The following is a 22,990-nucleotide window of genomic DNA, read 5'->3' on the forward strand; positions in this document are numbered from 1 at the left end:
GCGGCGCATCGCCGCCTGTCGCTCGATGCGGAGCCGGACGTGGCGCTGATGCGCGATCTCTTCGCCCGCCGGGCGCCTGCCTCGCTGGTCTGTGGCGCCTGCGATCATCCGGCCCTGTTCTTCCTCAAGGCCGGCGAGGACCCGTCGATCGCCCTGATGCATCTGCCCGGTCTCGACGCGCTTGTGGCGGTCCGGTGCGAGCGGGAGCGCGTGCTGACCCTGCTCGACGTCGTCGCGCCCGCAATTCCCTCCGCGGCCGGGATCGCCGCGGCGCTTGGCGGCGGGTTCGACACCTTGCGCGCGTTCATCACGCCCGACCGGCTGGCCTGGCGTCCGGCGGAGGCGATCCCCGAGGACACCGGATGTATGGCGCGCGGACCATACCTGCCGGAGGGGCAAGACTTCATGTTGACGCCCATGAAGGTCTGATGCCGCAGTCTTTCCGGCGCGGTTAGTCCGCCGCCGCGAAGTGAGCCATCTGGTCCGCATGTACTTTCCTGAAAGCCGGGCGGGCGGTGGCGCGCGCGATGTAGGCGCGGCAGGCGGGGTGCGCCGCCAGCCGGTCGAACCGGTCGACGAGGCGCAGCACGTCGGACATCGCGATGTCGGCGACGGAGAAGGAGCCGGCAAGCCACTCATTGCCCTCCAGTACCGGCTCCATGCGGTCGAGGCGGGCCGTCAGGAAGGTCTCGAAGAATTTTCGCTCAGGCGTATCCTCGGGAAAGCCGGAGAACACGAAAATCGCCCAGGGAAGGCTCGCCATCTCGACCGAATTCAGCGCCGCGAACAGCCATTCGACCACGGCGCTGCGACCCTCGGGGTCGGTCGGCATCAGCACCGTACTGCGCGTGCCCAGATGGTGCAGGATGGCGCCGCTCTCGAAGATGGACAGGTCTCCGTCCCGCAGCCACGGCACCTGGGCGAAAGGCTGCTGCGCGAGATGCGCGGCGCCGCGCTCGCGGAACGGCGTGCTCTCGACGCGATAGGGCAGGCCGGCCTCTTCCAGCGCCCAGCGTATCCGCAGGTCGCGCACATAGCCGCGCGGCGGCTCGGGAACCCAGTCATAGGTGGTCAGGATCAGTTCGGCCATGCGCTCTCTCCCTTGAAGCCGCCCCTGTCTGTCTCGCGCCTTCGGGGACGCTACCCGAACCCGGCGATGAACGCGAGCCGCCGCCGCTTGCGGAGCGGGCACTGTTGCGGCTTGACAAGCGCACCCCGCATCGCCCAATTTGCGGCCTCACCTGGGGGGTCCCGTCAAGGGGCTGAGATTCTGCTGGCGTGGTTTTCCATGCAGCGCAGTGACCCGATGAACCTGATCCAGTTCACACTGGCGTAGGGATGGTGTCGGCCTCGCGGGTCATTCCCCCATCGCAAGCGATGGGTGCGAATCCAGGCAAGATCAGCGAAGCTCTTCCTCCTCTCGACAAGAACTGGGTCTCCATTGCGTTGAGAAGACGCATTTGCGCCGCGCCGGGTTCGCCCGGCTGCGAAATGCCGTCGAGCAGAGGAGGCTCTGACCATGGATGCTTTTGCCCCAACAGTGACCACCGGCGCCTTGCCCGCGTCGAAAAAAGTCTACAAACCCGGAACGCTGCACCCCGATATCCGCGTGCCGATGCGCGAGATCTCCGTGCATCCGAGCGCCGGCGAACCGCCCGTCACGGTCTATGATTCGTCCGGTCCCTATACGGACCCCGACGCGCTGATCCAGATCGACCAGGGCCTGCCGCGCCTGCGCGAGGCCTGGATCAGGGCGCGCGGCGACGTGGAGGAGTATCAAGGCCGCACGATCACGCCTGCCGACAACGGTTTCGTCTCCGGCGACCGGCTGACGCCGGAATTCCCCGTCCGCCACAAGCCGCTGCGCGCCGCGGCCGGCAAGGCCGTCACGCAGCTCGCCTATGCCCGCGCCGGCATCGTCACGCCGGAGATGGAGTTCGTGGCGATCCGCGAGAATCTCGGCCGCGCCGCCGCCCGGAAGGCGCTCGAGCGCGACGGCGAGAGCTTTGGCGCGGAGATCCCCGATTTCGTCACGCCGGAATTCGTGCGCGACGAAGTGGCGCGCGGCCGCGCGATCATCCCGTCCAACATCAACCATCCCGAATGCGAGCCGATGGCCATCGGCCGCAACTTCCTGGTCAAGATCAACGCCAATATCGGCAATTCCGCCGTCACCTCCTCCATGGCCGAGGAGGTGGACAAGATGGTGTGGGCGACGCGCTGGGGCGGCGACACGGTGATGGACCTCTCCACCGGCCGCAACATCCACAACATCCGCGACTGGATCGTCCGCAACGCGCCGGTGCCGATCGGCACCGTGCCGATCTACCAGGCGCTGGAGAAGGTCAACGGCATCGCCGAGGACCTGAACTGGGAGGTCTTCCGCGACACGCTGATCGAGCAGGCCGAGCAGGGCGTCGACTATTTCACCATCCATGCCGGCGTCAGGCTGCACTACATCCCGCTCACCGTCGAGCGCGTGACCGGCATCGTCTCGCGCGGCGGCTCGATCATGGCCAAGTGGTGCCTGCATCACCACAAGGAGAGCTTCCTCTACGAGCATTTCGAGGAGATCTGCGACATCTGCCGGGCCTATGACGTGTCGTTCTCGCTGGGCGACGGCCTGCGCCCCGGCTCCATCGCCGACGCCAACGACGCGGCGCAGTTCGCCGAGCTGGAGACGCTGGGCGAGCTGACGCAGATCGCCTGGAAGAAGGACTGCCAGGTGATGATCGAAGGCCCCGGCCATGTGCCGATGCACAAGATCAAGGAGAACATGGACAAGCAGCTCGAAGTCTGCGGCGAGGCCCCGTTCTACACGCTCGGGCCGCTCACCACGGACATCGCGCCCGGCTACGACCACATCACCTCGGGCATCGGCGCGGCGATGATCGGCTGGTTCGGCACGGCCATGCTCTGCTACGTCACGCCGAAGGAGCATCTGGGCCTGCCCGACCGCAACGACGTCAAGACCGGCGTCATCACCTACAAGATCGCGGCGCACGCCGCCGATCTCGCCAAGGGGCATCCGGCGGCGAAGATTCGCGACGACGCGCTGTCGCGGGCACGCTTCGAGTTCCGCTGGGAGGACCAGTTCAACCTGTCGCTCGACCCGGAGACGGCGCGCAGCTTCCATGACGAGACGCTGCCCAAGGAAGCGCACAAGGTGGCGCATTTCTGCTCCATGTGCGGGCCGAAATTCTGCTCCATGCGCATCTCCCACGACATCCGCGCCGAGGCGCAGAAGGAGGGCATGGCGAAGATGGCGGAAAAGTTCCGCGAGGGTGGCGATCTCTACATGCCGCTGGAAAAGGTGGCGGCGGAACAGGAGGGGTAGGTCTGCCATGATCGGCAAGCCTGGCGCCGCGCACCCCCCCTACGTTCATGGGAGAAGCCTGATGCATGTCCTCGTGAAAGGCGCCGGCGTTGCCGGGCTCACCCTCGCCCACGAACTGGCGGCGCGCGGCGTGCGGGTGACGGTCGCCGACATCAGGCCCGATTCCTCCGGCAGCGCCTCATGGCTCGCCGGCGGCATGCTGGCGCCCTGGTGCGAGCGCGAAAGCGCCGAGGAGCCGGTGCTGACGCTTGGCCGGATGGCAGCCGACTGGTGGGATAACGCCCTGCCCGGCGAGGTCGTGCGCAACGGCACGCTGGTGGTGGCGCCGCCGCGCGATGCGGCCGAGCTTGCCCGGTTCGCCGCGCGAACGGGTGGGCATGAGCTGATCGACGGACCCGGCGTGGAAGCGCTGGAGCTGGATCTGGCGGGCCGCTTCCAGCGCGGGCTGTTCTTTCCCGGCGAGGCGCATCTCGACCCGCGCCGTGCGCTGACGGGTTTGCGCGAGAAGCTGGAAGCCATGGGCGTCGCGTTCCGTTTCGCAAGCGAAACGACGCTTTCCGCCGATCTGGAAGCCGATTGCACCGGAATGGCGGACGGCGATGCGGAGCTGCGCGGCGTGCGCGGAGAAATGCTCATCCTGCATGCGCCGGATGTGGCGCTGTCGCGCCCCGTACGGCTGCTGCACCCGCGCATTCCGGTCTATGTCGTGCCGCGCGCGGATCATCGTTTCATGGTCGGCGCGACGATGATCGAGAGCGAGGACACCGGTCCTGTCAGCGTTCGCTCGATGATGGAGCTTCTGAACGCCGCCTACAGCCTGCACCCGGCCTTTGCCGAGGCGAAGATCGTCGAGACCGGCGTCGGCGTGCGCCCGGCCTATGCCGACAATCTGCCGCGCGTGACGCGGACCGGCCGCGGCGTCCGCGTCAACGGCCTCTACCGCCATGGCTTCCTGCTGTCGCCGGCCATGGCGCGGGAGGCGGCGGAGATGCTGCTCGGGGAAAAACTGCGATGCGCTTGATGATTGGCGGCGGCCGGAAGGCCGCGCCAGGCGTGAGAGATGGAGATTGATGGATGAAACTCCTGGTCAACGGCGAGGAACAATTCGTGGCGGCAACGACGCTGGCCGCGCTTCTCGATGAACTCGACTATGCGCCGGACTTCCTCGCAACGGCGCTGAACGGCGCGCTGGTGCCGGCGGCGGAACGGGGCGGCTGCGTGCTCGGCGAAGGCGACCGGATCGAGATCCTCGCGCCCATGCAGGGAGGCTGAGATGCTTCGCGTCTATGGCGAGACCCTCTCCTCGCGCCTCTTTCTCGGTACGGCGCAATATCCCTCGCCTTCCGTCATGGCCGAAGCGGTGCGCGCTTCCGGCATCGACCTCGTCACGGTGTCCCTGCGCCGCGAGACGGCGGGCGGGCGCGCCGGCGGGCGTTTCTGGGAGCTGATCAACGGGCTGGGCGTGCGCGTCCTGCCCAACACCGCCGGCTGTCACTCGGTCAAGGAGGCGGTCACCACCGCGCAGATGGCGCGGGAGCTTTTCGGCACCGACTGGATCAAGCTCGAGGTGATCGGCCATCACGACACGCTGCAGCCGGACGTCTTCGGCCTCGTGGAGGCCGCGCGCATCCTGTCCGCCGACGGCTTCAAGGTGTTCCCCTACACGACCGAGGATCTGGTGGTCGGCGACCGGCTGCTCGACGCCGGCTGTCAGGTGCTGATGCCCTGGTGTGCGCCGATCGGCTCGGCGCGCGGGCCGGCCAGCCCCGACGCGCTCAGCGCCTATCGCGCGCATTTCGCCGACATTCCGCTGGTCGTCGACGCGGGCCTGGGTCGTCCCTCGCATGCCGCGGCGGTCATGGAAATGGGCTTCGACGCGGTGCTGCTCAACACGGCGGTCGCGAAAGCGGGCAATCCCGTCGCCATGGCGGCGGCCTTCGCCGGCGCCGTCGAGGCGGGGCGGGCGGCGTTTCAGGCACAGCCGCTCGCGCCGCGCGACATGGCGGTTCCCTCTACGCCGGTCATCGGCAAGGCGGTGTTCGAATGAAGCTCGATCCCTTCTACCTGATCGTCGACAGCGCCGCCTGGATCGCCCGGCTGGTGCCGCTCGGGGTCCGGCTGGTGCAGTTGCGCATCAAGGACATGGATCCTGTCGCGCTCGCCGGCGAGATCGCCGCGGCGAAGGCGGTCTGCGCGGCGCATGACTGCCAGCTCATCGTCAACGACCACTGGCGGCTGGCGATCGAGACGGGTTGCGACTTCGTGCATCTCGGTCAGGAGGATCTGGCGGAAGCCGATCTGCGGACCATCCGCGCCGCCGGGCTGAAGCTCGGCATCAGCACCCATGACGCGGCGGAACTGGCCACGGCGCTGGCGGCCCGTCCCGATTATGTGGCGCTCGGACCTGTCTACCCGACGATCCTCAAGAAGATGAAATGGACGCCGCAGGGTCTTGGCCGGCTGGCCGGCTGGCGCCGGGCGGTCGGCCGGCTGCCGCTCGTCGCCATCGGCGGGATGAATCTTGAGCGGCTGCCGGGCGTGTTCGCCGCCGGCGCCGACAGCGCGGCGGTCGTCACCGACATCACGCTGAACGCCGACCCCGAAGCGCGCACGCGCGAATGGCTGGCAGCCACCGCCCAATGGCGATGACCGCGCCGCATGTGCTGGTGGTGGCCGGCGCCGACTCCTCCGGGGGTGCCGGCATCGTGCGCGACATCGAGACCATTGCCGCCTTCGGCCTGCGCGCGTGCCTCGCCGTGACGGCGGTGACCGTGCAGACCCACAAGGCGGTGACGCGGAGCGAAACCTGCGCCGCCGACCTCGTGGAGGCGCAGATGCGCGCCGCGCTGGACGCCAACCGGGTGGCCGCGATCAAGATCGGCATGCTGGGCAGCGCGGCGAACGTCGAGGCGGTGGCGCGTGTCCTGGCCGACCATCCGGACGTGCCGGCGGTGCTCGACCCGGTGATCGCCGCCTCGTCCGGCCGGGCATTGCTGGCCGATGATGCGCTTGCGGCGCTGCGCACGCGGCTGGTGCCGCTCTGCGCGCTGGTGACGCCGAACCTGCCGGAACTGGCGCTGCTGGCGGGGGGCAAGCCTGCAGACGACGATGCAAGGATACACGATCAGGCGGCAAGGCTGATCGGGGACGGCGCCGCGGCGGTGCTTGCCAAGGGCGGCCACCGGACAGGCGCGCGGGCGGTGGACATGCTCTTCCGCCGCGCCACGCCGCCATTGTGCTTCGAGGGACCGCGCCTCGTTGGGACGATGCGCGGTACCGGCTGCATGCTGGCAAGCGCCATCGCCGCCGGGCTTGCCAGCGGCAGCGGGCTGGAGGCGAGCATCGCGGCGGCGAAGACCCATGTGGCCGAGCGCTGGGAGAAGACCCCGGCAGGGTGATGAGGGGCGTTCGACAACGGCCCTGAAGCCCCGTTGCCGTCTCACGTGCGTTCGCGCTCAGGCGGGGACGTTGAGCGCGTCGCGGCAGGTGGTCAGGAAGATCTCCGCATTATCGGCGAGCGACGGCCCGAGATAGCCGCCTTCCTGGATCAGCGCCGTCGGCAGGCCGAGGCCGGCGATCCTGCGCGCCATGGCGGCAAAGCCCGTGCCGGTCATCTGCAATTCCGAGAGCGGATCGTCGGCGGCCATGTCGAAGCCCAGCGAGACGACCAGCGCGCCCGGATCGAACGCCTTCAGCGCCGTGATCCCCTCCTCGAAACGGGCGAGGATCGCCGCCTCATCGGAGCCGGGCGTCATGCACAGGTTCAGCGTCGCGCCTTCGCCCTCGCCCTCGCCGCGCTCGTCCTCGTAGCCGAGATAATAGGTCGGATAGGTGGAAGGGTCCGTGTGCAGTGAGCAGACGAACACGTCGCCGCGCTCATAGAAGATGTCCAGCGTGCCGTTGCCGGTATGGGTGTCGATGTCGAGCACCGCCACCCTGCCGAAATGCCCCGCGAGATGATGGGCCGCGATGGCGGCGTTGTTGAAGACGCAGAAGCCGTTCGATCCGTTCGAAAGCGCGTGGTGGCCCGGCGGGCGGCAGAGGCCGTAGACCGTGCGCTCGCCGGTTCTCACGCGTTCCGCCGTCTCCAGCGCCGTCTGCGCCGACCAGTAGGCGGCGCTCCACAGCCCTTCGGTCAGCGGCACGGACGTATCGGTCGCCCACCAGCCGATCTGCCCGAAGATCGAGCGGGAGGGCCGTCCGCGCCGTCCGCCCGGGTGGCAATTGGGGATCGGCTCCTGCTCCGGCGCCTCGGCGCGCCAGCGCTGGTAGGCGTCCTTCCAGAAATCGACATAGCCCGCTTCGTGCACGGCCTTGATGGGCGCTTCGCCGAAGTCGCGCGGCGCCTCGACCGGGAAGCCGTTGCGCAGGAGCATGTCGCGCAGCAGGATGGCGCGCTCGGCCTGCTCGGGATGCGGGATATAGGCGCCGCGCCGGAAGTATCGCTCCGGTGCGTGCAGCAACTGCCGCTCGTCGAAAATCGCCTTCAGCATCGGGCGTCGCTCCTCCGGTTTCGCTCATGACATGGGCGTGGCCGGATCACGCGGGCCACCTGGGAGCAGGCTAGAGCATCGCACCGAAAAGTGGAACTCGGTTCTCTGCTGGTCCTGGCGCTCCTGGTCGCTCGGATGCGCTTGATCTCGACATAGTGAGCCGGCTGTGTCAGCTTGCGATTCGCGGCGGACCGTCTGGGCAACCGCAGGGCCGGCACTCAGGCAATGCCTTCACGCGTGGAGGCGCCGGCCCACTATCGTATCCTGCGGTCAGGCGAGATCGCCTGACCTCCGCAGGGTTGCGAGAGACGACGCGTCAGTTCTTCGGCTGGGCGGCCTGTCCGATCATGCCGTTCAGTTTCTGCGCCAGTGCTTCATCTGTCTGCGCCGACTCGATGATCTTGTTGTACTCGTCGACCGAAATGCCGTCGGTCTGCGAGACGGCCTGCTCCATCTTCTGCGAGGCCTCGGTCTGGATCTTCTGCTTCTCGTCTTCGGACGGCGCTTCGCGGAAGCGCTGCGTGTACTGGTCCTTGACGTCGCTGACGGCCAGGAAAGCGACGGTGAAGGCTTCGAGCTTCTGGTCGTCGAATGTCTGGGACTGCACCGCGGGAGGTGTCGCCGGCGCGGCGTCCTGCGCAAAGACGGGGCTGACGAGCGCAGCGCCCAGAGCGATGCCGAGCGTGGCGGCGAGCGTGCGCGGGGTCTTGCGTAGAATCATCGTGTCGTTCCTTTCGCTTCAATGTCGGTCAGGCCCAAACCCGGACATATCCCGGGCGCAACCGACGCGAAGAATGTGGCGGAAAGGGAAGCCGGCCGGCGAGACCGCGATCAATTCGGATTGCTCGGCAAAACAAAAAATGACGGAAGGTCCTTCTCCCTGCCTCCCGTCTTCCGATGCCGCACGCAAGAAAAAGGGCCCCGCGCGGCGGAGCCCTCTTTCATTCCATCAGGACGACGGTGTCGGCAGCCTATTCCGCGGCCGGTGTCGGCGGCGCGTTTCCGACCGGGTAGTCGTCTTCCTCGTGCGCGACTTTTTCCTTCGAGATGAAGGTGTAGAACATCGGCACCACGAACAGCGTGAAGCATGTGCCGATGATCAGGCCGGTGAAGATGACGAGGCCCATCGAGTAGCGCGCCGCGGCGCCGGCGCCATCTGCCAGGATCAGCGGAACGACGCCCAGCGACATGGCGGCTGTCGTCATCAGGATCGGCCGCAGACGCACCTTGGCCGAGGCGATGATCGCCTCGACGCGGCCCATGCCGTGCTCCTCGCGCTGCTGGTTGGCGAACTCGACCATCAGGATGCCGTGCTTGGTGATCAGGCCGATCAGCGTGATCAGGCCGACCTGCGTATAGATGTTCAGCGTCGATAGGCCGAGATTGAGCGGCAGCACGGCGCCGAAGATCGACAGGGGCACGGTCATCATGATGATCAGCGGATCGCGGAAGCTCTCGAACTGTGCCGCCAGCACCAGGTAGATGACGATCACGGCAAGTGCGAAGGCGATCAGGATCGTGCTGCCCTGCTCCACCTCGAGGCGGGACTGGCCCGAATACTCGATGAAGAAGCCGTCCGGCATGGCGCTTCGGGCGATGTCCTCGATCACCGCAAGACCGGTGCCGGTGGAAACGCCCGGAACCGGCAGCGCCGCGATCGTGGCGGAGTTGAGCTGGTTGAACTGCTCGATGGCCGCCGCCGTCACGCCGGTGGAGATCGTGACCACCGCCGAAAGCGGCACCATCTCGCCGGTCGTGCTGCGAACGAAGAAGTCGCCGAGCCGCTCGGGATTCTCGCGATACTCCTCCGGCACCTGCATGATGATGTCGTAGCTGTTGGAATCGCGGTCGAACTGGGCGATCGCGCCGCCGCCGACCAGCAGGCTGAGCGTCGTGCCGACATCGCTGATCGGCAGGTTCAGCGCGGCGGCCCGGTCGCGATCGACCGTCACCACCACCTGCTGCGCGTTGTAGGCGAGCGAGTTCTGCACGACGATGAAGCGGCCGGTGGCCTGGGCCTCTTCCTTGATCTTCTCGGCCACCTCGAACACGCGGCTGGAATCGCTGGTGGACTGGATGACGAGCGAGATCGGCAGGCCGCCGCCGGCGCCCGGCAGGGAGGGCGGAGCGAAGACCAGCGCCTCGACGCCGGCGATCTTCGACAGGCGCGCCTGGATGTCCTGCTGGATCTCCTTCTGCGGCCGGTCGCGATCCGCCCAATCCTTGAAGGCCCAGAGAGCGATGCCGGAATTGGTCTGTCCGCCGAAGCCGACGATGGAGAAATTGGCCTTCAGCTCCGGCAGGTCCTTGGTCAGCTCGCGCATCTGGTCGGTGTAGAGCTTCGTGTAGTCGCTCGTCGCATAGGGGGGCGCGGTGATCAGCGAGAACAGGGCGCCCTCGTCCTCCTCCGGCGCCAGTTCGCTCGACGTGTTCATGAACATGAAGCCCGTCAGGCCGATCAGCACCAGGACGACAAGCAGCGTCACCGGACGATACTTCAGCGACCCGCCCACCATGCGCTCGTAGAAATTCGCCAGCCGGTCGAAGGCCCGGTCGACGAAGATCTGGAACCGGCTGTGATTGCCGCGTTGCAGGATGCGGGCGGACATCATCGGCGTGATGGTCAGCGCGACGATGCCGGAAATGACCACGGCGCCGGCGAGCGTCATGGCGAACTCGCGGAACAGCGAGCCCGTCAGGCCGCCCGTGAAGGCCAGCGGCGCGAACACGGCGGCAAGCGTGATCGTCATGGCGACGACCGGACCGGTGATCTCCTTCATGCCGACGAAGGCGGCCTTGCGCGGCGACAGGCCTTCCTCGATGTGGCGGTGGATGTTCTCCACCACGACGATGGCGTCATCCACCACCAGGCCGATGGCGAGCACCATGGCCAGCAACGACAGGAGGTTGATGGAGTAGCCGAGCGTGAACAGGACGAAACACACGCCGATCAGGGACAGCGGGATCGTGACGATGGGCATCAGCACCGAGCGGAACGACCCCAGGAACAGCAGGATGATGACGACCACGATGGCGACCGCCTCGGCGATCGTCTTGAACACCTCGTCGATCGAGGCGCTGATGGAATCGGTGGCGTCGTAGAGCAGCTCGATCTGCATGCCCTCGGGCAGGCTTCCCTGGATCGAAGGCAGCTCCTCGGTCACCGCGCCGGCCACGTCGAGCGGATTGGCGCCCGGGGTCGGGAACACGCCGATGAAGGTGCCCGGCTGCCCGTTGAAGTTGACCACCATGTCGGTGCTCTCGGCGGCAAGTTCGACTTCCGCCACGTCGCGCAGGCGCACCACCTCGTCGCCCGACGCCTTGATCGGCAGCGCGCCGAAGGCTTCCGGCGTCTGCAGGGTCGACTGCATGGTGATCGCGTAGGTGACGTACTCGTTCTTGGTCTTGCCGGGAGCGGCGAGGAAGTTCGACGCCCGGATGCCGGCCAGCACCTCGGCGGCGGTCAGTTTGCGCGCCGCGAGCCGGACCGGGTCGATCCACACGCGCATCGAGTAGTTCGCCGCGCCGATGACCTGCACCTCGGCGACGCCGGGAATGGTCGACATGCGCGGACGGATGACGCGTTCGATGTACTCGGTGAGCTGCTCGCCGGTCATGTTCGGGTTCTGCATCGCCAGATACATGGTGGCGAACTGCATGCCCGTGCCCTTGACGATGGTCGGGTCCTTGGCATCCGCCGGCAGCTGGCTGCGCACCTGCTGGACCTTGGACATGACCTCGGTCAGCGCCACGTCGGGATTCGAGCCGAGGCGCATCTGCACGCTCACCGTGCTGGCCGACGGCCGGCTCTGCGAGGTGACGTAGTCGACATTCTCCGTGGTCGCCACCGCCGCCGAGATCGGCGCGGTGATGAAGCCCTGGATCAGGTCGGCGCTCGCGCCCGGATAGACCGTGGTGACGGTGATCACCGTTTCCTCGACTTCCGGATACTGGCGGACCTGCAGGTTGAACAGGCCCTGGAAGCCGAGAAGGAGGATGAGCAACGCCAGGACGGTCGACAGGACCGGCCGGCGGATGAAGATGTCGGAGAAGCTCATTGCGCCGCCGCCTTGTCGGTCTCGTTGTCCGCCGCTTCGGGCGTGCCTTCCGGATCGCCCGGATTGCCCGGATTAATCGTGTTGTCGATCGTCACCGGCGTGCCGTTGGACAGCCGGTTCTGGCCGGCCGTGATGACGATGTCGCCCGGCTCGACGCCCGAACGGACTTCCGCCTGGGCGCCGGAGCGACGGCCCACCTGGACGAAGACCTGGCGCGCCTGCAGCTTCTTCTCGCCGTTCTCGCCTTCTCCCTCGGCTTCGCGAACGGCAAACACGTAGTCACCGTAGAGGCTGGTGACGACCGCCGTCAGCGGCAGCGCGATGACGCCGTCTTCCTGCGGCAGGTCGACCTTGACGCGGACGAACTGGCCCGGCGTGAGCTTGCCCTCGGGGTTGGAAATCTCGGCACGCACCGAAACCAGCCGGCTCGACGGGTCCACCTTCGGGTCGATGCCGGTGATCTGGCCGTTGAATGCCTCGTCGCCTTCGTTCGGCCACAGACGCACGGGCTGACCGATCTTCAGGAGGCCGAGCTGCTGCTCCGGCACGGTGAAGTCGGCCCGCATCGTCTCCAGATCCTGCAAGGTCGCGACGATCGTGCCGGGGGACAGGTACTGACCTTTGTCGACGCGCGGAATGCCGATCGTGCCGTTGAACGGCGCGCGCAGCTGGCGCTGCTGGAGCACGGCCTCGAGCTTCTGCACCTGGGCGGCCGACGCCTGCGCGGCGGCCTCTGCGGTCTCCAGCGTGACGCTCGATCCGACGCCGCGGCTGCGCAGCTCGCGCGCCCGGTCCAGCGATTGCTGGTCGAGGGCCGCCTGGGTGCGCGATGCCTGGAGATCGGCCTGCTGCACCTTGTCCTCGAGCTGCAGGAGCACATCGTCTTCCCGGACCTGCTGGTTGGCCTCGAAGCCGATCTCGGTGACGATGCCCGTGGTCTCGACGGTCAGATCGACGCCGCGGATGGCGTTGACGGTGCCGATCGCGTCGACCGACGGGGTCCAGCTGCCGTCCTTGGCTTCGACCGTCGACACCGCGACGGAGGGCACCGGCATGTTGGCGAAGAACTGCTGGATCGCCTGATCGCGGAACATGTTGAAGCCGACTATGCCGCCTGCGAGGACCGCAAGCAGGACGATGGCGATGAGGAGGCGCTTGATCATGGGGTCAGATCCCGGGGCATGTGGGTTGTGGTGTAGTGTACGCAGGAGTGGCGCAAATAGCGACACGGGATGCCAGACTCAAGGCTGGACGCGCAGATAAGGCTTGCAAACCGTTAGCCATTTACTGTACCGTCTGGACGGTATTGTCAAGATGGACGAGGACTTTCAGTGACAAAATCCCGTTCCGGCGCGCGCGACAAGATTCTCGAAGCCGCCGGTGAGATCGTCCGGGAGACCGGGGCAGGCAGTATGTCGCTCGATGCCGTGGCGGCGCGCGCCGGCGTGTCGAAGGGCGGGCTTCTCTATCACTTCTCCAGCAAGTCGAAGCTCTTCGAGGCGCTGGTCGAGAAATTCATGCACGAGGAAGACGCGCAGCTGCGCGAGCGTGAAGCCGCAAGGGCCGGCGTGGCGAATGCCCCGGTCCAGGCGTATATCGATCATTTCGTCGGCGAGCGTGCGCGCCGCCAGCCGCCCCCGTCCGGCCTGCTTGCGGCGCTTGCGGAGGATCCCGAGTTCCTGAAGCCGGTGCAGCGCTTCGAGCGCGATGTCCTCGACCGCATGAAGGCCGGCGCCGACGACCCGGCCTTGGCGGTGATCGCGCTGCTGGTGGTTCATGGCATCCGCGCCATGGAGCTTCTGTCGATCAACGTGGTCGATGAAGCCGAGACGGACCAGGTCGTGGACGCGCTGCGCCGGCTGCTCGAACCTGCATAAGTACTTTGCGCTAGACTGGGGCGCGGCGGGCCTGCGGCTTTGCGAAACGCGGCGCCGGCTTTTGCAGGTGGCTCAGGGCGCCTGGCTCTTCGCCAGCTATGCGCCGGATCAGGAGCCGGCCAAGCAACTCTCCAGCTTCCGATATGTCCTCATAGACCGTGTCGACCCGCGGACGGACCTGGTCGTAGAGCCTGGAGGTCTGTTTGACCACGAGATCGAGATCATCGCCGACCGCGAGGCCGTGGTCGTTCAGCGCCGCCATGATGGATAGCGCCGAGACCTCGCCGGCGCAGACGATGCCGTCTGGCGGCGACGGCTGGCCGAGCCGCCAGCGCAGCCATGCGGACAGGTCGCCGGTGCTGCTGTCGAGGTTGATGTCGCCCGGCAGCTCGCCGGCCACGCTCTCCTCCCGCACGGACCGCAGGAACCCGTCGCGCAGGTGCTGGTGAAAGGTGAAGCGGTCGGGCGGCAGGATGAGTGCCAGGCGCTTGCGGCCTTTGGCGACCAGCCGGCGGACGGCGAGGGCGGCGAACGCGTCGTTGTCGTAATCGACGAAGGGATGCGCGTCGGGCAGGTTCGTCCGGCCGTGGGAAACGAACGGAAAGTCGTTCTCGAGCAGCAGCGCGACGCGCGGATCGAACGGTTCCGTGCGGGAGAACACCACGCCGTCCGCCATGCGGTTCCGAAGGATATAGCGGATCGGTTCGATCGATGGCGTTTCGGCAAAATGCGGCGTGATGACAAGATGATACTGTGTGTCGCGCAGCGCCTGCGTCAGGCCGCGGATCATCGAGGTCGAGAAGCCGAGCAGCTCGTCATGCGGGTCGAGGACGACGCTGATCACATTGGTCCGGCCCGTGCGCAGGTGCCGCGCCGCGCGGTCGGGCTGATAGCCGACCTCGCGCGCCACACGCTGCACGCGCTTGCGCGTCTCCAGCGCGATCTGCGCGTCGTCCAGCATGGCGCGCGAAACCGTGGTCACGGCAAATCCCGTCAGTTCGGCGATGGTGCGCAGCGTGGGGCGATCGGAACGGCGCGGCATCTCAGGCTCCGCCGACTGCGGCTACGGCCTGTCGCCGGGTTCGGGATTCTCTGATTCTTGCCATTTCAATCGATACAAAATCGCCTTCGCGCCGCGTCCAGGTGCTGCCTTGTGACCGAAAACCCATGTCCGTTCAACGTTTTACCGCCTCCCATGTGTCCCGTGAGATTCTGATTGACCTTACCGGGATTTATAACGTTATAAATAGATAGATCGCAGAGGAGCAAGCGATCCCATTGGGAGGAGTGTCATGATTACTCGCAAATTCGCCGCGCTTGCGGCGGGAGCAGCCATTCTCACGCTCGGCGCCGGAGCCTCCAAGGCCGAGGATTCGGTCGAGGTCCTGCACTGGTGGACCTCGGGCGGCGAGGCCGCAGCGCTCAACGTGCTGAAGGAAGATCTGGAGAAGAAGGGCGTCACCTGGCAGGACATGCCGGTTGCCGGCGGCGGCGGCGAGGCCGCCATGACCACGCTGCGCGCCCGCGTCACGGCCGGCAATGCGCCCACCGCCGTGCAGATGCTCGGCTTCGACATTCTCGACTGGGCGCAGCAGGGCGTGGTCGGCAATCTGAACGAGGTGGCCGAGCAGGAAGGCTGGGCCGACGTGGTGCCCGCTGCGCTGCAGACCTTCTCCAAGCACGACGGCAACTGGATCGCCTCGCCGGTCAACGTCCACTCCACCAACTGGGTGTGGATCAACAAGGCGGCGCTGGATGCCGCCGGCGGCAAGGCCCCGGAGACCTGGGAAGAACTCGTCGCCGTGCTCGACAAGATGAAGGAGAACGGCATCACGCCGCTCGCCCATGGCGGCCAGCCCTGGCAGGACGCGACGGTGTTCGAGGCCGTGGTCCTGTCGCTCGGCAACGATTTCTACAAGGCCGCGCTGAACGATCTCGACCCCGAGGCGCTCGGCTCCGACCAGATGAAGGAAGCCTTCGACCGGATGGCGAAGCTGCGCACCTATGTGGACGATAACTTCTCCGGCCGCGACTGGAACCTGGCCTCGGCCATGGTCATCGAGGGCACCGGCGGCATGCAGATGATGGGCGACTGGGCGAAGGGCGAGTTCCTGAAGGCCGGCAAGAAGCCGGGCGAGGATTTCGTCTGCATCCGCTTCCCCGGCACGCAGGGTTCGGTGACCTTCAACTCCGACCAGTTCGTCATGTTCCAGGTCGGCGAGGACAAGCAGAAGGCGCAGAAGATGATGGCCTCCGCCGTCATGGACCCGGCCTTCCAGTCGGCCTTCAACGTGGTCAAGGGCTCCGTGCCGGCGCGCACCGACGTGCCCAACGAGGCCTTCGATGATTGCGGCAAGAAGGGCATGCAGGATCTGGCCGAAGCCAATTCCGGCGGCGGGCTGTTCGGCTCGATGGCCCACGGCCACGGCGCGCCGACCGCCGTCAAGAACGCGGTCAACGACGTTGTCACGCAGCACTTCAACGGCGAACTCACCTCCGAGGAAGCCGTCGAGGAGCTGAAGAACGCCGTCGCCGCGGCACAATAGCCTCAGGCAGCAAGGGCCGGGCGGCGTCATGCGACCCGCCCGGCCAGTCAGCAACCGAAGATCATTCATGGTAGCGATGACGCTCCTGCGCACCCCCCTCTGCCCTGCCGGGCATCTCCCCCACAAGGGGGGAGATTGGCTGTCGGGACAGTCTCGCCTGCTTTCCAGAGGGCGGGGCTTGAATGAAGGGACAATCTCCCCCGTTGGGGGGGAGATGGCCGGCAGGCCAGAGGGGGGTGGTGATGCAATGCGCCGACACCCCTTCGGACACCCCGCATGAGCCGCAACCGCCTTCAGGATCTCATTCCGCGCCTGGTGCTCAGCCCCAGCCTGGCGCTGATCCTGATCTTCGTCTACGCCTTCATCCTCTACACGCTCTACCTGTCGATGACCGACTCGCGCATGCTGCCGTCCTACGGCTTCGTCGGTTTCGAGAATTACGAGAAGCTGTGGAACCTGCGCCACTGGTGGCGGGCGCTGGGCAATCTGGCGATCTTCGGCTCGCTCTACATCGTCATCTGCTCGGTGCTCGGCCTGTTCCTCGCCATCCTGCTCGACCAGAAGATCCGCGGCGAGGGCTTTCTGCGGCCGATCTATCTCTATCCGATGGCGCTGTCCTTCATCGTCACCGGCACCGCCTGGAAATGGTTCCTCGATCCCGGCATCGGGCTGGAGAGCACCATGCACCAATGGGGCTGGACGGGCTTCGAGTTCGCCTGGATCAAGGACCGCAACCTGGCGATCTACACGGTGGTGATCGCCGCCGTCTGGCAGTCCTCCGGCTTCGTCATGGCGATGTTCCTGGCCGGCCTGCGCGGCGTCGACGGCGAGATCATCAAGGCGGCGCAGATGGACGGCGCGTCGAACGTCACCATCTATCGCCGCATCATCATCCCCATGATGCGACCGGTCTTCCTGTCCGCCTTCGTCGTGCTGGCGCATCTCGCCATCAAGTCCTACGATTTGGTGGTGGCGCTGACGGGCGGCGGCCCCGGCCAGGCGACGGAACTGCCGGCGACCTTCATGTATTCCTACACCTTCACCCGCAACCAGATGGGCATCGGCGCCTCGTCGGCCATCATCATGCTGGTGATGATCTTCTCGATCATCATTCCCTATCTCTATTCCGAGCTTCGGCCGGGGAGGCAGCGATGAGCGCGGAGAAGATCGTCGGGACGGGCAGGGGCAACCGCTTCCTGCGCGTGGTTCTCTACGCGGTGCTGATCCTGTTCGCGCTCTATTATCTGCTGCCACTCTACGTGATGGTGGTGAACTCGGTGAAGCCGCTCGACGAGATCCGCCAGGGCGACATGCTGTCCCTGCCGCAGATCTTCACCCTCGAGCCCTGGGCCAAGGCCTGGTCGAGCGCGCAGATCGGCGTGCAGCCGACGGGGTTACGGCCCTATTTCTTCAACTCGATCCTGATGGTCGTGCCGGCGGTGGCGATCTCCACCATTCTGGGCGCGCTGAACGGCTACGTCCTGACCAAATGGCGCTTCCGCGGCGACGACGTGGTCTTCGGTCTCATCCTCTTATCCTGCTTCATCCCCTTCCAGATCGCGCTGATCCCGGCGGCGCGCATCCTCGGCATGCTCGGGCTGGCGGGCACGACCACCGGCCTTGTGCTGATCCACGTGGTCTACGGGCTGGGCTTCACGACCCTGTTCTTCCGCAACTACTACGCCGCCTTCCCGACCGAGCTGGTGCGCGCGGCGCAGATCGACGGGGCGCGCTTCTTCCAGATCTTCCGGCGCATCCTGCTGCCCTCCTCGGCACCGATCATCGTCGTCACGGTGATCTGGCAGTTCACCAACATCTGGAACGACTTCCTGTTCGGCGTCTCCTTCGGCGACTTCGATTCGCTGCCGATGACGGTGGCGCTCAACAATCTCGTTTCCTCGTCGGGTGGCGTGAAGGAATACAACGTCCATTTCGCCGGCGCGATCCTCGCCGCGCTGCCGACGCTGATCGTCTACATCGTCTCCGGACGCTATTTCGTGCGCGGCCTGATGGCCGGCGCGGTGAAGGGGTAGCCCATGGCCTTCCTGAAAATCGAGAACCTGCGCAAATCCTTCGGCAAGGTCGACGTGCTGAAGGGCATTGACCTGGAGATCGAGGAAGGTGGCTTCCTGGTGCTGGTCGGCCCGTCCGGTTGCGGCAAGTCGACCCTGCTGAACACCATCGCCGGGCTGGAGGCGATCAGCAGCGGCTCGATCAGCATCGCCGGCAAGGTGGTCAACGACCTGCACCCCTCCGAGCGCGACATCGCCATGGTGTTCCAGTCCTACGCGCTCTATCCCAACATGACGGTGGCCGAGAACATCGGCTTCGGCATGGAGATCCGCGGCGTGCCCAAGCCGGAGCGCGACAAGGCCATCGCCAAGGTGGCCGAGACGCTGCAGATCGGCCAGCTCCTGACCCGCAAGCCGAGCCAGCTTTCCGGCGGCCAGCGCCAGCGCGTCGCCATGGGGCGGGCGCTGGTGCGCGAGCCGCAGGTGTTCCTGTTCGACGAGCCCTTATCCAATCTCGACGCCAAGCTGCGCGTCGACATGCGCACGGAGATCAAGCGCCTGCACCAGCGCATGGGCACGACCATCGTCTATGTGACGCACGACCAGATCGAGGCGATGACGCTGGCGACCCGCATTGCCGTCCTGAAGGACGGGGTGCTGCAGCAGTTCGGCACGCCGGCGGAGATCTACAACAAGCCGGCCAATCTGTTTGTCGCCGATTTCATGGGATCGCCGTCGATGAACCTCATCCCGGCAACCGTAGAGGCGGATGGCGGCAATGTCGGTATCGTCATGCAGCGCGACGAGGGCGCGCCGCTTGTGCTGCCGCTGGCCAATGGCGCGGCGGTCAACCTCGCCGCGCGCAACGGGCAGAAGGTGGTGTTCGGCATCCGGCCGGAGGCGCTGACCGACCCCGACAGCGCCGACCGCAACGCGCGCCAGGTGAGCGAGCTCGATTGCGAGATCGAGGTGATCGAGCCGGCCGGTTCCGACACCTTCGCCGTGACGCGGCTCGGCGGTCGCGAGATCATCGCGCGACTGCGGGCCGACGCGCCGATCAGCGCCGGCCAGACGGCGCGCCTCGCCTTCAATCTCGACAAGGCGGTGATCTTCGACCCGGAGACGCAGGCGCGCATTCTCTGATCCCGGAATGCGGCTGCATGACCCGGCGCATAGGCAATTTGCCGCCGCTTCTTGCCAAATGGCATTAAAAATACTATTTAATGCCAAAAGGAGAAAGCGCAATGCCGCTTCTGCAACCCGTCGACACACTGCCCCGCGACTTCCGGCCGAACCCCGTCAGCGACGACGAGGCGGCGGCGATGTTCCGCGCGACGCTCAATCTGTTCCGCCTGTGGGGTCTCACCGACGAGCAGGCGGCGGTGCTGCTCGACATGCCCGTGCGCTCCTACCGGCGCTGGAAGGGCGGCGAGACGGGCCGCATCGACCGCGACGGCAAGGCCAGGCTTTCCAACCTGATGGGCATTCACAAGGCGCTGCGCCTGATCTTCCGCGAACCGCAGCGCGCCTATCAATGGATCGGCAAGCCCAATGCCGCCTTCGCCGGCCGCTCGGCGCTCGACATCATGCTGGGCGGCGAGTTGACCGACCTGATGCGTGTGCGCCGTTATCTGGACGCCGAGCGGGGCGGCTGGTGAGCGGAGCCGATACGCCGCCGCGCAGGCATGTCGAATGGGCGGGCGCGGTGCGCATCATCCGCAGCATCTTTCCGCCCATCGATCTTTTCGAGGACATCGCCGACCCGGCCGACTGGCCGCTGCTCATCTCCGCCGAGCAGAAGACCAATCCGCGCATCATGGAGACGATCGGCAATCTGGATCTGGTGCCGGAGGAGCGCCGCGTCTCAGGCCCCGGCGCGACATGGCTGATGGCGCCCTTCACCCATGTCAGCCCGGACCGGCCGAGCCGCTTCGGCGACGGGCGCTTCGGCGTGCTCTATGTGGCCGACGCCTTCGAGACGGCGTTGTTCGAGACCGTCCACCATCACGCCCGCTTCATGGCGGCGACGGCGGAACCGGCCGGCTGGACATCCCAGTTCCGCGAGATCGTGCTCGATGTCGATGCGCGCCTGCACGACCTGCGCGGCGGCGGCTGGGAGGATGCGCTCGCGCCGGACGACTATGCCGGGGCCCAGGCTCTTTCCGCACGCCTGCACGTTGCCGGCTCGGACGGCATCGCCTATCCGAGCGTGCGCCACGATGGCGGCGAATGTGTCGGCCTGTTCTATCCCGACTGCGCGGCAAACCCGGTGCAGGGCCGCCATCTCGATTATCACTGGGACGGCGCGCGCGTCGACCTCTGCCGCGATGCCGGCAGCGGACAGGTGTTCAGGATCCTCTGAATCACTTCAGCCGCGTGAGCAGGCCGGCCACGAGCTGCGCCCGCTCGACCAGGCTGTCGATCTCGATGTGTTCGTTGAGCGTGTGGAGACCTGCGCCGCGCACGCCGATGGAATCGAGCGTCGGGATGCCCATGGCGCCGGTGAAATTGCCGTCCGAGCCGCCGCCGGCGCTGGCGTGGCTCAGCTCGAAGCCGATCTCGCCGGCGATGCCGCGCGCCAGCTCGTAGACCGCCATCGTGCCCGCATCCGGCTCCCAGACCGGCCGCGTGACGCCGCGCGTCACCTCGATCACCACGTCGTTCTCCTCGCCTGAAAGGGCAAGCATGCGCTCGACGCCGTGGTCGAGATCTGCCTGGCGCTTGGCCATCGACAGCACCTCCGCGTCGCAGGAGGAGGAGACGCAGTTGACCCACTGCCCGGCATGGATGACGCCGACGGAGAAGGTGCAGTCCTCGCCGGTCATCGCCTCGATCTCGATGATCTTGCGCGCCATGGCGGCGATCGCCGAGCGGCCGTCTTTCAGCGCCCAGCCGGCATGGCTCGGCCGGCCGGAGGTCCTGACATTGAAACGGGCGATGGCGTAGCGCCCGGTCACGGCGCCGCCGTCCGGTCGGGCCGGCTCCGGCACCAGCACATAGCGGTTCTTGCGCGCCTCCATCTCGATCAGCGCGCGCGTCGACGGCGTGCCGATCTCCTCGTCGGGCGTGAACAGCACGGTGACCGGCAGCGGCGTCTGGACGCCGGCCAGCGCCAGCTGGCGGATCGCCTCCAGGCTCACATAATTGCCGCCCTTCATGTCCTGGATGCCGGGGCCGTAGCAGAGCCCGTCCTCGACGCGCCACGGGTTCTTCGCCAGCGTGCCGACGGGATGCACCGTGTCCATGTGGCCGGAGATCAGGATGCCGGGCTTGCCGAAATCCCGGTGCGGGAAGCGGGCGCGCACCGAGCCGCCATACCCCATGCGGCCGGGAATGCGCTCGATCTCGGCGCCCGCCGCCGCCAGGTCGTAGGCGGCGAGATCCATCATGCGATTGACGGCGGCCGCGTCGAAGGTCGGGCTCTCGCACTCGATCCAGGGTTTGAGCCCGGCGAGCATCGTGTCGGTGTCGAAGGGGAGTTTCCGGAAATTCATGGGAGGTGTCCTGGTTGGTAGTGCTGTAATCTTGGTACCCCTTCGCACCCCCCTCTGGCCTGCCGGCCATCTCCCCCACAAGGGGGGAGATCGAACTTCATCCAAGCCCAGCATTTTCTGCAGCGCCGCAGGGGGCGAAGTGGGTGATGACCGCCAATCTCCCCCCTTGTGGGGGAGATGGCCGGCAGGCCAGAGGGGGGTGCGAAGGGGCGCGGCATGAAAGACCCCGCGCCTACGCCGCCAGCCGCTTCTCGATGATGCGTGCCATGATGCTGGCGCCGACGGGCAGGATGGCGTCGTCGAGGATGAAGCCCGGATTGTGCACCGGCACCGAACCGCTGTGGCCGAGCGTGCAATAGGCGCCGGGCACCGCTTTCAGCATGTCGGCGAAATCCTCGCTGCCGGTGACCAGCTCCGTGGTGACGGTCGCGTTCTCGGCGCCGACGATCTCGCTGGCGGCTTCCCGATAGGCCTCGCTCAGGTCGGCGTCGTTCATCAGCACGTCGAAGGTCGGGCGCAGGTCGGGGACGATCTCCACCTCGTAGCTTTCGGCGAAGCCGGCGCAGAGCTTCGTTACCCGGTCGAGGATCGTGTCGCGCACCGTGTCGGCGAAATAGCGGATCGTGCCGGAGATGACCGCCCGGTCGGGCACGACATTGTAGGCGGAGCCGGAATGGATCTGCGTCACCGAGACGACGGCCGGCTCGGTCGGCGGGACGTTGCGGCTGACGATGGATTGCAGGCTCTGCACCAGCGCCGTGGCGATGACGATGGGGTCCCTGGCGTGCTGCGGCATGGCGCCGTGGCTGCCGACGCCGTTGATGACGATGTCGAAGAAGGTCGCTCCGGCCATCGCCGGCCCCGGCTTGACGCCGAACCGGTCGGGCGGCGCCAGCGGATTGTTGTGCATCCCGTAGATCTCGTCGCAGGGGAACTTTTCGAACAGCCCGTCGGCGAGCATGGCGCGCGCGCCGCCCAGCCCCTCCTCCGCCGGCTGGAAGATCATCACCGCCCGGCCGGCGAAGTCGCGCGTCTCGGCGAGATAGCGGGCGGCGCCCAGGAGCATCGCCGTGTGGCTGTCATGGCCGCAGCCGTGGAAGGCGCCCGGGTTCTTCGAGGCGTAGGGCAGGTTGGTCAATTCGTCCATCGGCAGGGCGTCCATGTCGGCGCGCA

At 66.9% G+C, this 22,990-nt stretch carries 22 protein-coding genes and 1 riboswitch; of the genes, 14 read left to right on the plus strand and 8 right to left on the minus strand.

Features of this window, described 5'->3' with window-relative positions; translation table 11 throughout:
- Positions 1–39 precede the first annotated feature (39 nt).
- Complete coding sequence (locus NA2_RS22295) at positions 40–429, plus strand: hypothetical protein (protein WP_040677325.1); 390 nt, start codon at positions 40–42, stop codon at positions 427–429.
- 22 nt (positions 430–451) lie between these two features.
- Here the strand turns inward: NA2_RS22295 and NA2_RS09330 are convergent, their stop codons facing one another.
- Complete coding sequence (locus tag NA2_RS09330; protein WP_008596417.1) at positions 452–1,090, minus strand: glutathione S-transferase family protein; 639 nt, start codon at positions 1,088–1,090, stop codon at positions 452–454.
- A 142-nt stretch (positions 1,091–1,232) separates the two neighbouring features.
- A riboswitch (TPP riboswitch) is annotated at positions 1,233–1,357 on the plus strand.
- Positions 1,358–1,519: 162 nt separating this feature from the next.
- On the opposite strand from NA2_RS09330, the gene thiC reads away from it, so the two are divergent.
- From thiC to NA2_RS09360, 6 genes are all read left to right on the plus strand, one after another.
- Positions 1,520–3,337 carry a phosphomethylpyrimidine synthase ThiC gene (gene thiC / locus NA2_RS09335; protein ID WP_008596418.1) on the plus strand — a complete coding sequence of 606 codons (1,818 nt, stop codon included), beginning with the start codon at positions 1,520–1,522 and terminating at the stop codon, positions 3,335–3,337.
- A 61-nt stretch (positions 3,338–3,398) separates the two neighbouring features.
- A complete protein-coding gene (thiO, locus tag NA2_RS09340; RefSeq protein ID WP_008596419.1) occupies positions 3,399–4,358 on the plus strand; it encodes a glycine oxidase ThiO in 960 nt (319 codons plus the stop codon).
- A 53-nt stretch (positions 4,359–4,411) separates the two neighbouring features.
- On the plus strand, positions 4,412–4,609 hold the full coding sequence (gene thiS, locus NA2_RS09345) for a sulfur carrier protein ThiS (protein ID WP_008596421.1): 198 nt from the start codon (positions 4,412–4,414) through the stop codon (positions 4,607–4,609).
- Position 4,610: 1 nt separating this feature from the next.
- Complete coding sequence (locus NA2_RS09350; protein WP_008596422.1) at positions 4,611–5,384, plus strand: thiazole synthase; 774 nt, start codon at positions 4,611–4,613, stop codon at positions 5,382–5,384.
- Complete coding sequence (locus tag NA2_RS09355; RefSeq protein WP_008596423.1) at positions 5,381–5,986, plus strand: thiamine phosphate synthase; 606 nt, start codon at positions 5,381–5,383, stop codon at positions 5,984–5,986. The genes NA2_RS09350 and NA2_RS09355 overlap by 4 nt, the downstream gene beginning before the upstream one ends.
- Positions 5,977–6,735, plus strand: a complete 759-nt coding sequence (locus NA2_RS09360; protein WP_008596424.1) for a hydroxymethylpyrimidine/phosphomethylpyrimidine kinase — start codon at positions 5,977–5,979, stop codon at positions 6,733–6,735. Before NA2_RS09355 ends, NA2_RS09360 begins: the two co-directional genes overlap by 10 nt.
- 57 nt (positions 6,736–6,792) lie before the next feature.
- On the opposite strand, the gene NA2_RS09365 is transcribed toward NA2_RS09360, so the two are convergent.
- The 4 genes from NA2_RS09365 to NA2_RS09380 form a co-directional block, all read right to left on the minus strand.
- Complete coding sequence (locus NA2_RS09365; RefSeq protein ID WP_008596425.1) at positions 6,793–7,830, minus strand: histone deacetylase family protein; 1,038 nt, start codon at positions 7,828–7,830, stop codon at positions 6,793–6,795.
- Between the two features lie 316 nt (positions 7,831–8,146).
- Positions 8,147–8,551, minus strand: a complete 405-nt coding sequence (locus NA2_RS09370) for a DUF4168 domain-containing protein (RefSeq protein WP_008596426.1) — start codon at positions 8,549–8,551, stop codon at positions 8,147–8,149.
- Between the two features lie 250 nt (positions 8,552–8,801).
- On the minus strand, positions 8,802–11,888 hold the full coding sequence (locus tag NA2_RS09375) for an efflux RND transporter permease subunit (protein ID WP_008596428.1): 3,087 nt from the start codon (positions 11,886–11,888) through the stop codon (positions 8,802–8,804).
- Positions 11,885–13,051, minus strand: coding sequence for an efflux RND transporter periplasmic adaptor subunit (locus tag NA2_RS09380; RefSeq protein WP_008596429.1), 1,167 nt, complete (start codon positions 13,049–13,051; stop codon positions 11,885–11,887). The genes NA2_RS09375 and NA2_RS09380 overlap by 4 nt, the downstream gene beginning before the upstream one ends.
- Positions 13,052–13,219: 168 nt before the next feature.
- Between NA2_RS09380 and NA2_RS09385 the strand changes: the two genes are divergently transcribed.
- The gene (locus NA2_RS09385; RefSeq protein ID WP_008596430.1) at positions 13,220–13,765 is read left to right on the plus strand and encodes a TetR/AcrR family transcriptional regulator; all 546 of its coding nucleotides are present in this window, start codon (positions 13,220–13,222) and stop codon (positions 13,763–13,765) included.
- A gap of 10 nt (positions 13,766–13,775) precedes the next feature.
- Here the strand turns inward: NA2_RS09385 and NA2_RS09390 are convergent, their stop codons facing one another.
- Positions 13,776–14,807: a LacI family transcriptional regulator gene (locus NA2_RS09390; protein ID WP_008596431.1), complete on the minus strand. Its 1,032-nt coding sequence runs from the start codon at positions 14,805–14,807 to the stop codon at positions 13,776–13,778.
- A 250-nt stretch (positions 14,808–15,057) separates the two neighbouring features.
- On the opposite strand from NA2_RS09390, the gene NA2_RS09395 reads away from it, so the two are divergent.
- The 6 genes from NA2_RS09395 to NA2_RS09420 all read left to right on the plus strand — a co-directional run bounded on the left by NA2_RS09395 (position 15,058) and on the right by NA2_RS09420 (position 20,685).
- Entirely contained in the window at positions 15,058–16,311 is a 1,254-nt protein-coding gene (locus tag NA2_RS09395; RefSeq protein ID WP_008596432.1) for an ABC transporter substrate-binding protein, read from the plus strand.
- A gap of 276 nt (positions 16,312–16,587) precedes the next feature.
- Positions 16,588–17,466: a carbohydrate ABC transporter permease gene (locus NA2_RS09400; RefSeq protein ID WP_008596433.1), complete on the plus strand. Its 879-nt coding sequence runs from the start codon at positions 16,588–16,590 to the stop codon at positions 17,464–17,466.
- Positions 17,463–18,344: a carbohydrate ABC transporter permease gene (locus tag NA2_RS09405; RefSeq protein WP_008596434.1), complete on the plus strand. Its 882-nt coding sequence runs from the start codon at positions 17,463–17,465 to the stop codon at positions 18,342–18,344. Before NA2_RS09400 ends, NA2_RS09405 begins: the two co-directional genes overlap by 4 nt.
- A 3-nt stretch (positions 18,345–18,347) precedes the next feature.
- Positions 18,348–19,466, plus strand: coding sequence for an ABC transporter ATP-binding protein (locus NA2_RS09410; RefSeq protein ID WP_008596435.1), 1,119 nt, complete (start codon positions 18,348–18,350; stop codon positions 19,464–19,466).
- 101 nt (positions 19,467–19,567) lie between these two features.
- Positions 19,568–19,981 (plus strand): MbcA/ParS/Xre antitoxin family protein, encoded by a 414-nt coding sequence (locus NA2_RS09415; RefSeq protein WP_008596436.1) that lies wholly within the window; start codon positions 19,568–19,570, stop codon positions 19,979–19,981.
- On the plus strand, positions 19,978–20,685 hold the full coding sequence (locus tag NA2_RS09420; protein ID WP_008596437.1) for an RES family NAD+ phosphorylase: 708 nt from the start codon (positions 19,978–19,980) through the stop codon (positions 20,683–20,685). Before NA2_RS09415 ends, NA2_RS09420 begins: the two co-directional genes overlap by 4 nt.
- 1 nt (position 20,686) lies before the next feature.
- Here the strand turns inward: NA2_RS09420 and NA2_RS09425 are convergent, their stop codons facing one another.
- Together NA2_RS09425 and NA2_RS09430 are read right to left on the minus strand one after the other, a co-directional pair.
- Complete coding sequence (locus NA2_RS09425; protein WP_008596438.1) at positions 20,687–21,817, minus strand: M20/M25/M40 family metallo-hydrolase; 1,131 nt, start codon at positions 21,815–21,817, stop codon at positions 20,687–20,689.
- 232 nt (positions 21,818–22,049) lie between these two features.
- A partial coding sequence (locus tag NA2_RS09430) for an amidohydrolase (RefSeq protein ID WP_008596439.1) occupies positions 22,050–22,990 on the minus strand: 941 nt, incomplete at its 5' end.

Source organism: Nitratireductor pacificus pht-3B (assembly GCF_000300335.1).
GTDB lineage: Bacteria > Pseudomonadota > Alphaproteobacteria > Rhizobiales > Rhizobiaceae > Nitratireductor > Nitratireductor pacificus.

Coding starts and splice junctions, on each gene's coding strand:
- NA2_RS09330 (WP_008596417.1), bottom strand. CDS start 1,090: ATGGCCGAACTGATCCTGACCACCTATGACTGGGTTCCCGAGCCGCCG.
- thiC (WP_008596418.1), top strand. CDS start 1,520: ATGGATGCTTTTGCCCCAACAGTGACCACCGGCGCCTTGCCCGCGTCG.
- thiO (WP_008596419.1), top strand. CDS start 3,399: ATGCATGTCCTCGTGAAAGGCGCCGGCGTTGCCGGGCTCACCCTCGCC.
- thiS (WP_008596421.1), top strand. CDS start 4,412: ATGAAACTCCTGGTCAACGGCGAGGAACAATTCGTGGCGGCAACGACG.
- NA2_RS09350 (WP_008596422.1), top strand. CDS start 4,611: ATGCTTCGCGTCTATGGCGAGACCCTCTCCTCGCGCCTCTTTCTCGGT.
- NA2_RS09355 (WP_008596423.1), top strand. CDS start 5,381: ATGAAGCTCGATCCCTTCTACCTGATCGTCGACAGCGCCGCCTGGATC.
- NA2_RS09360 (WP_008596424.1), top strand. CDS start 5,977: ATGGCGATGACCGCGCCGCATGTGCTGGTGGTGGCCGGCGCCGACTCC.
- NA2_RS09365 (WP_008596425.1), bottom strand. CDS start 7,830: ATGCTGAAGGCGATTTTCGACGAGCGGCAGTTGCTGCACGCACCGGAG.
- NA2_RS09370 (WP_008596426.1), bottom strand. CDS start 8,551: ATGATTCTACGCAAGACCCCGCGCACGCTCGCCGCCACGCTCGGCATC.
- NA2_RS09375 (WP_008596428.1), bottom strand. CDS start 11,888: ATGAGCTTCTCCGACATCTTCATCCGCCGGCCGGTCCTGTCGACCGTC.
- NA2_RS09380 (WP_008596429.1), bottom strand. CDS start 13,051: ATGATCAAGCGCCTCCTCATCGCCATCGTCCTGCTTGCGGTCCTCGCA.
- NA2_RS09390 (WP_008596431.1), bottom strand. CDS start 14,807: ATGCCGCGCCGTTCCGATCGCCCCACGCTGCGCACCATCGCCGAACTG.
- NA2_RS09395 (WP_008596432.1), top strand. CDS start 15,058: ATGATTACTCGCAAATTCGCCGCGCTTGCGGCGGGAGCAGCCATTCTC.
- NA2_RS09400 (WP_008596433.1), top strand. CDS start 16,588: ATGAGCCGCAACCGCCTTCAGGATCTCATTCCGCGCCTGGTGCTCAGC.
- NA2_RS09405 (WP_008596434.1), top strand. CDS start 17,463: ATGAGCGCGGAGAAGATCGTCGGGACGGGCAGGGGCAACCGCTTCCTG.
- NA2_RS09410 (WP_008596435.1), top strand. CDS start 18,348: ATGGCCTTCCTGAAAATCGAGAACCTGCGCAAATCCTTCGGCAAGGTC.
- NA2_RS09415 (WP_008596436.1), top strand. CDS start 19,568: ATGCCGCTTCTGCAACCCGTCGACACACTGCCCCGCGACTTCCGGCCG.
- NA2_RS09425 (WP_008596438.1), bottom strand. CDS start 21,817: ATGAATTTCCGGAAACTCCCCTTCGACACCGACACGATGCTCGCCGGG.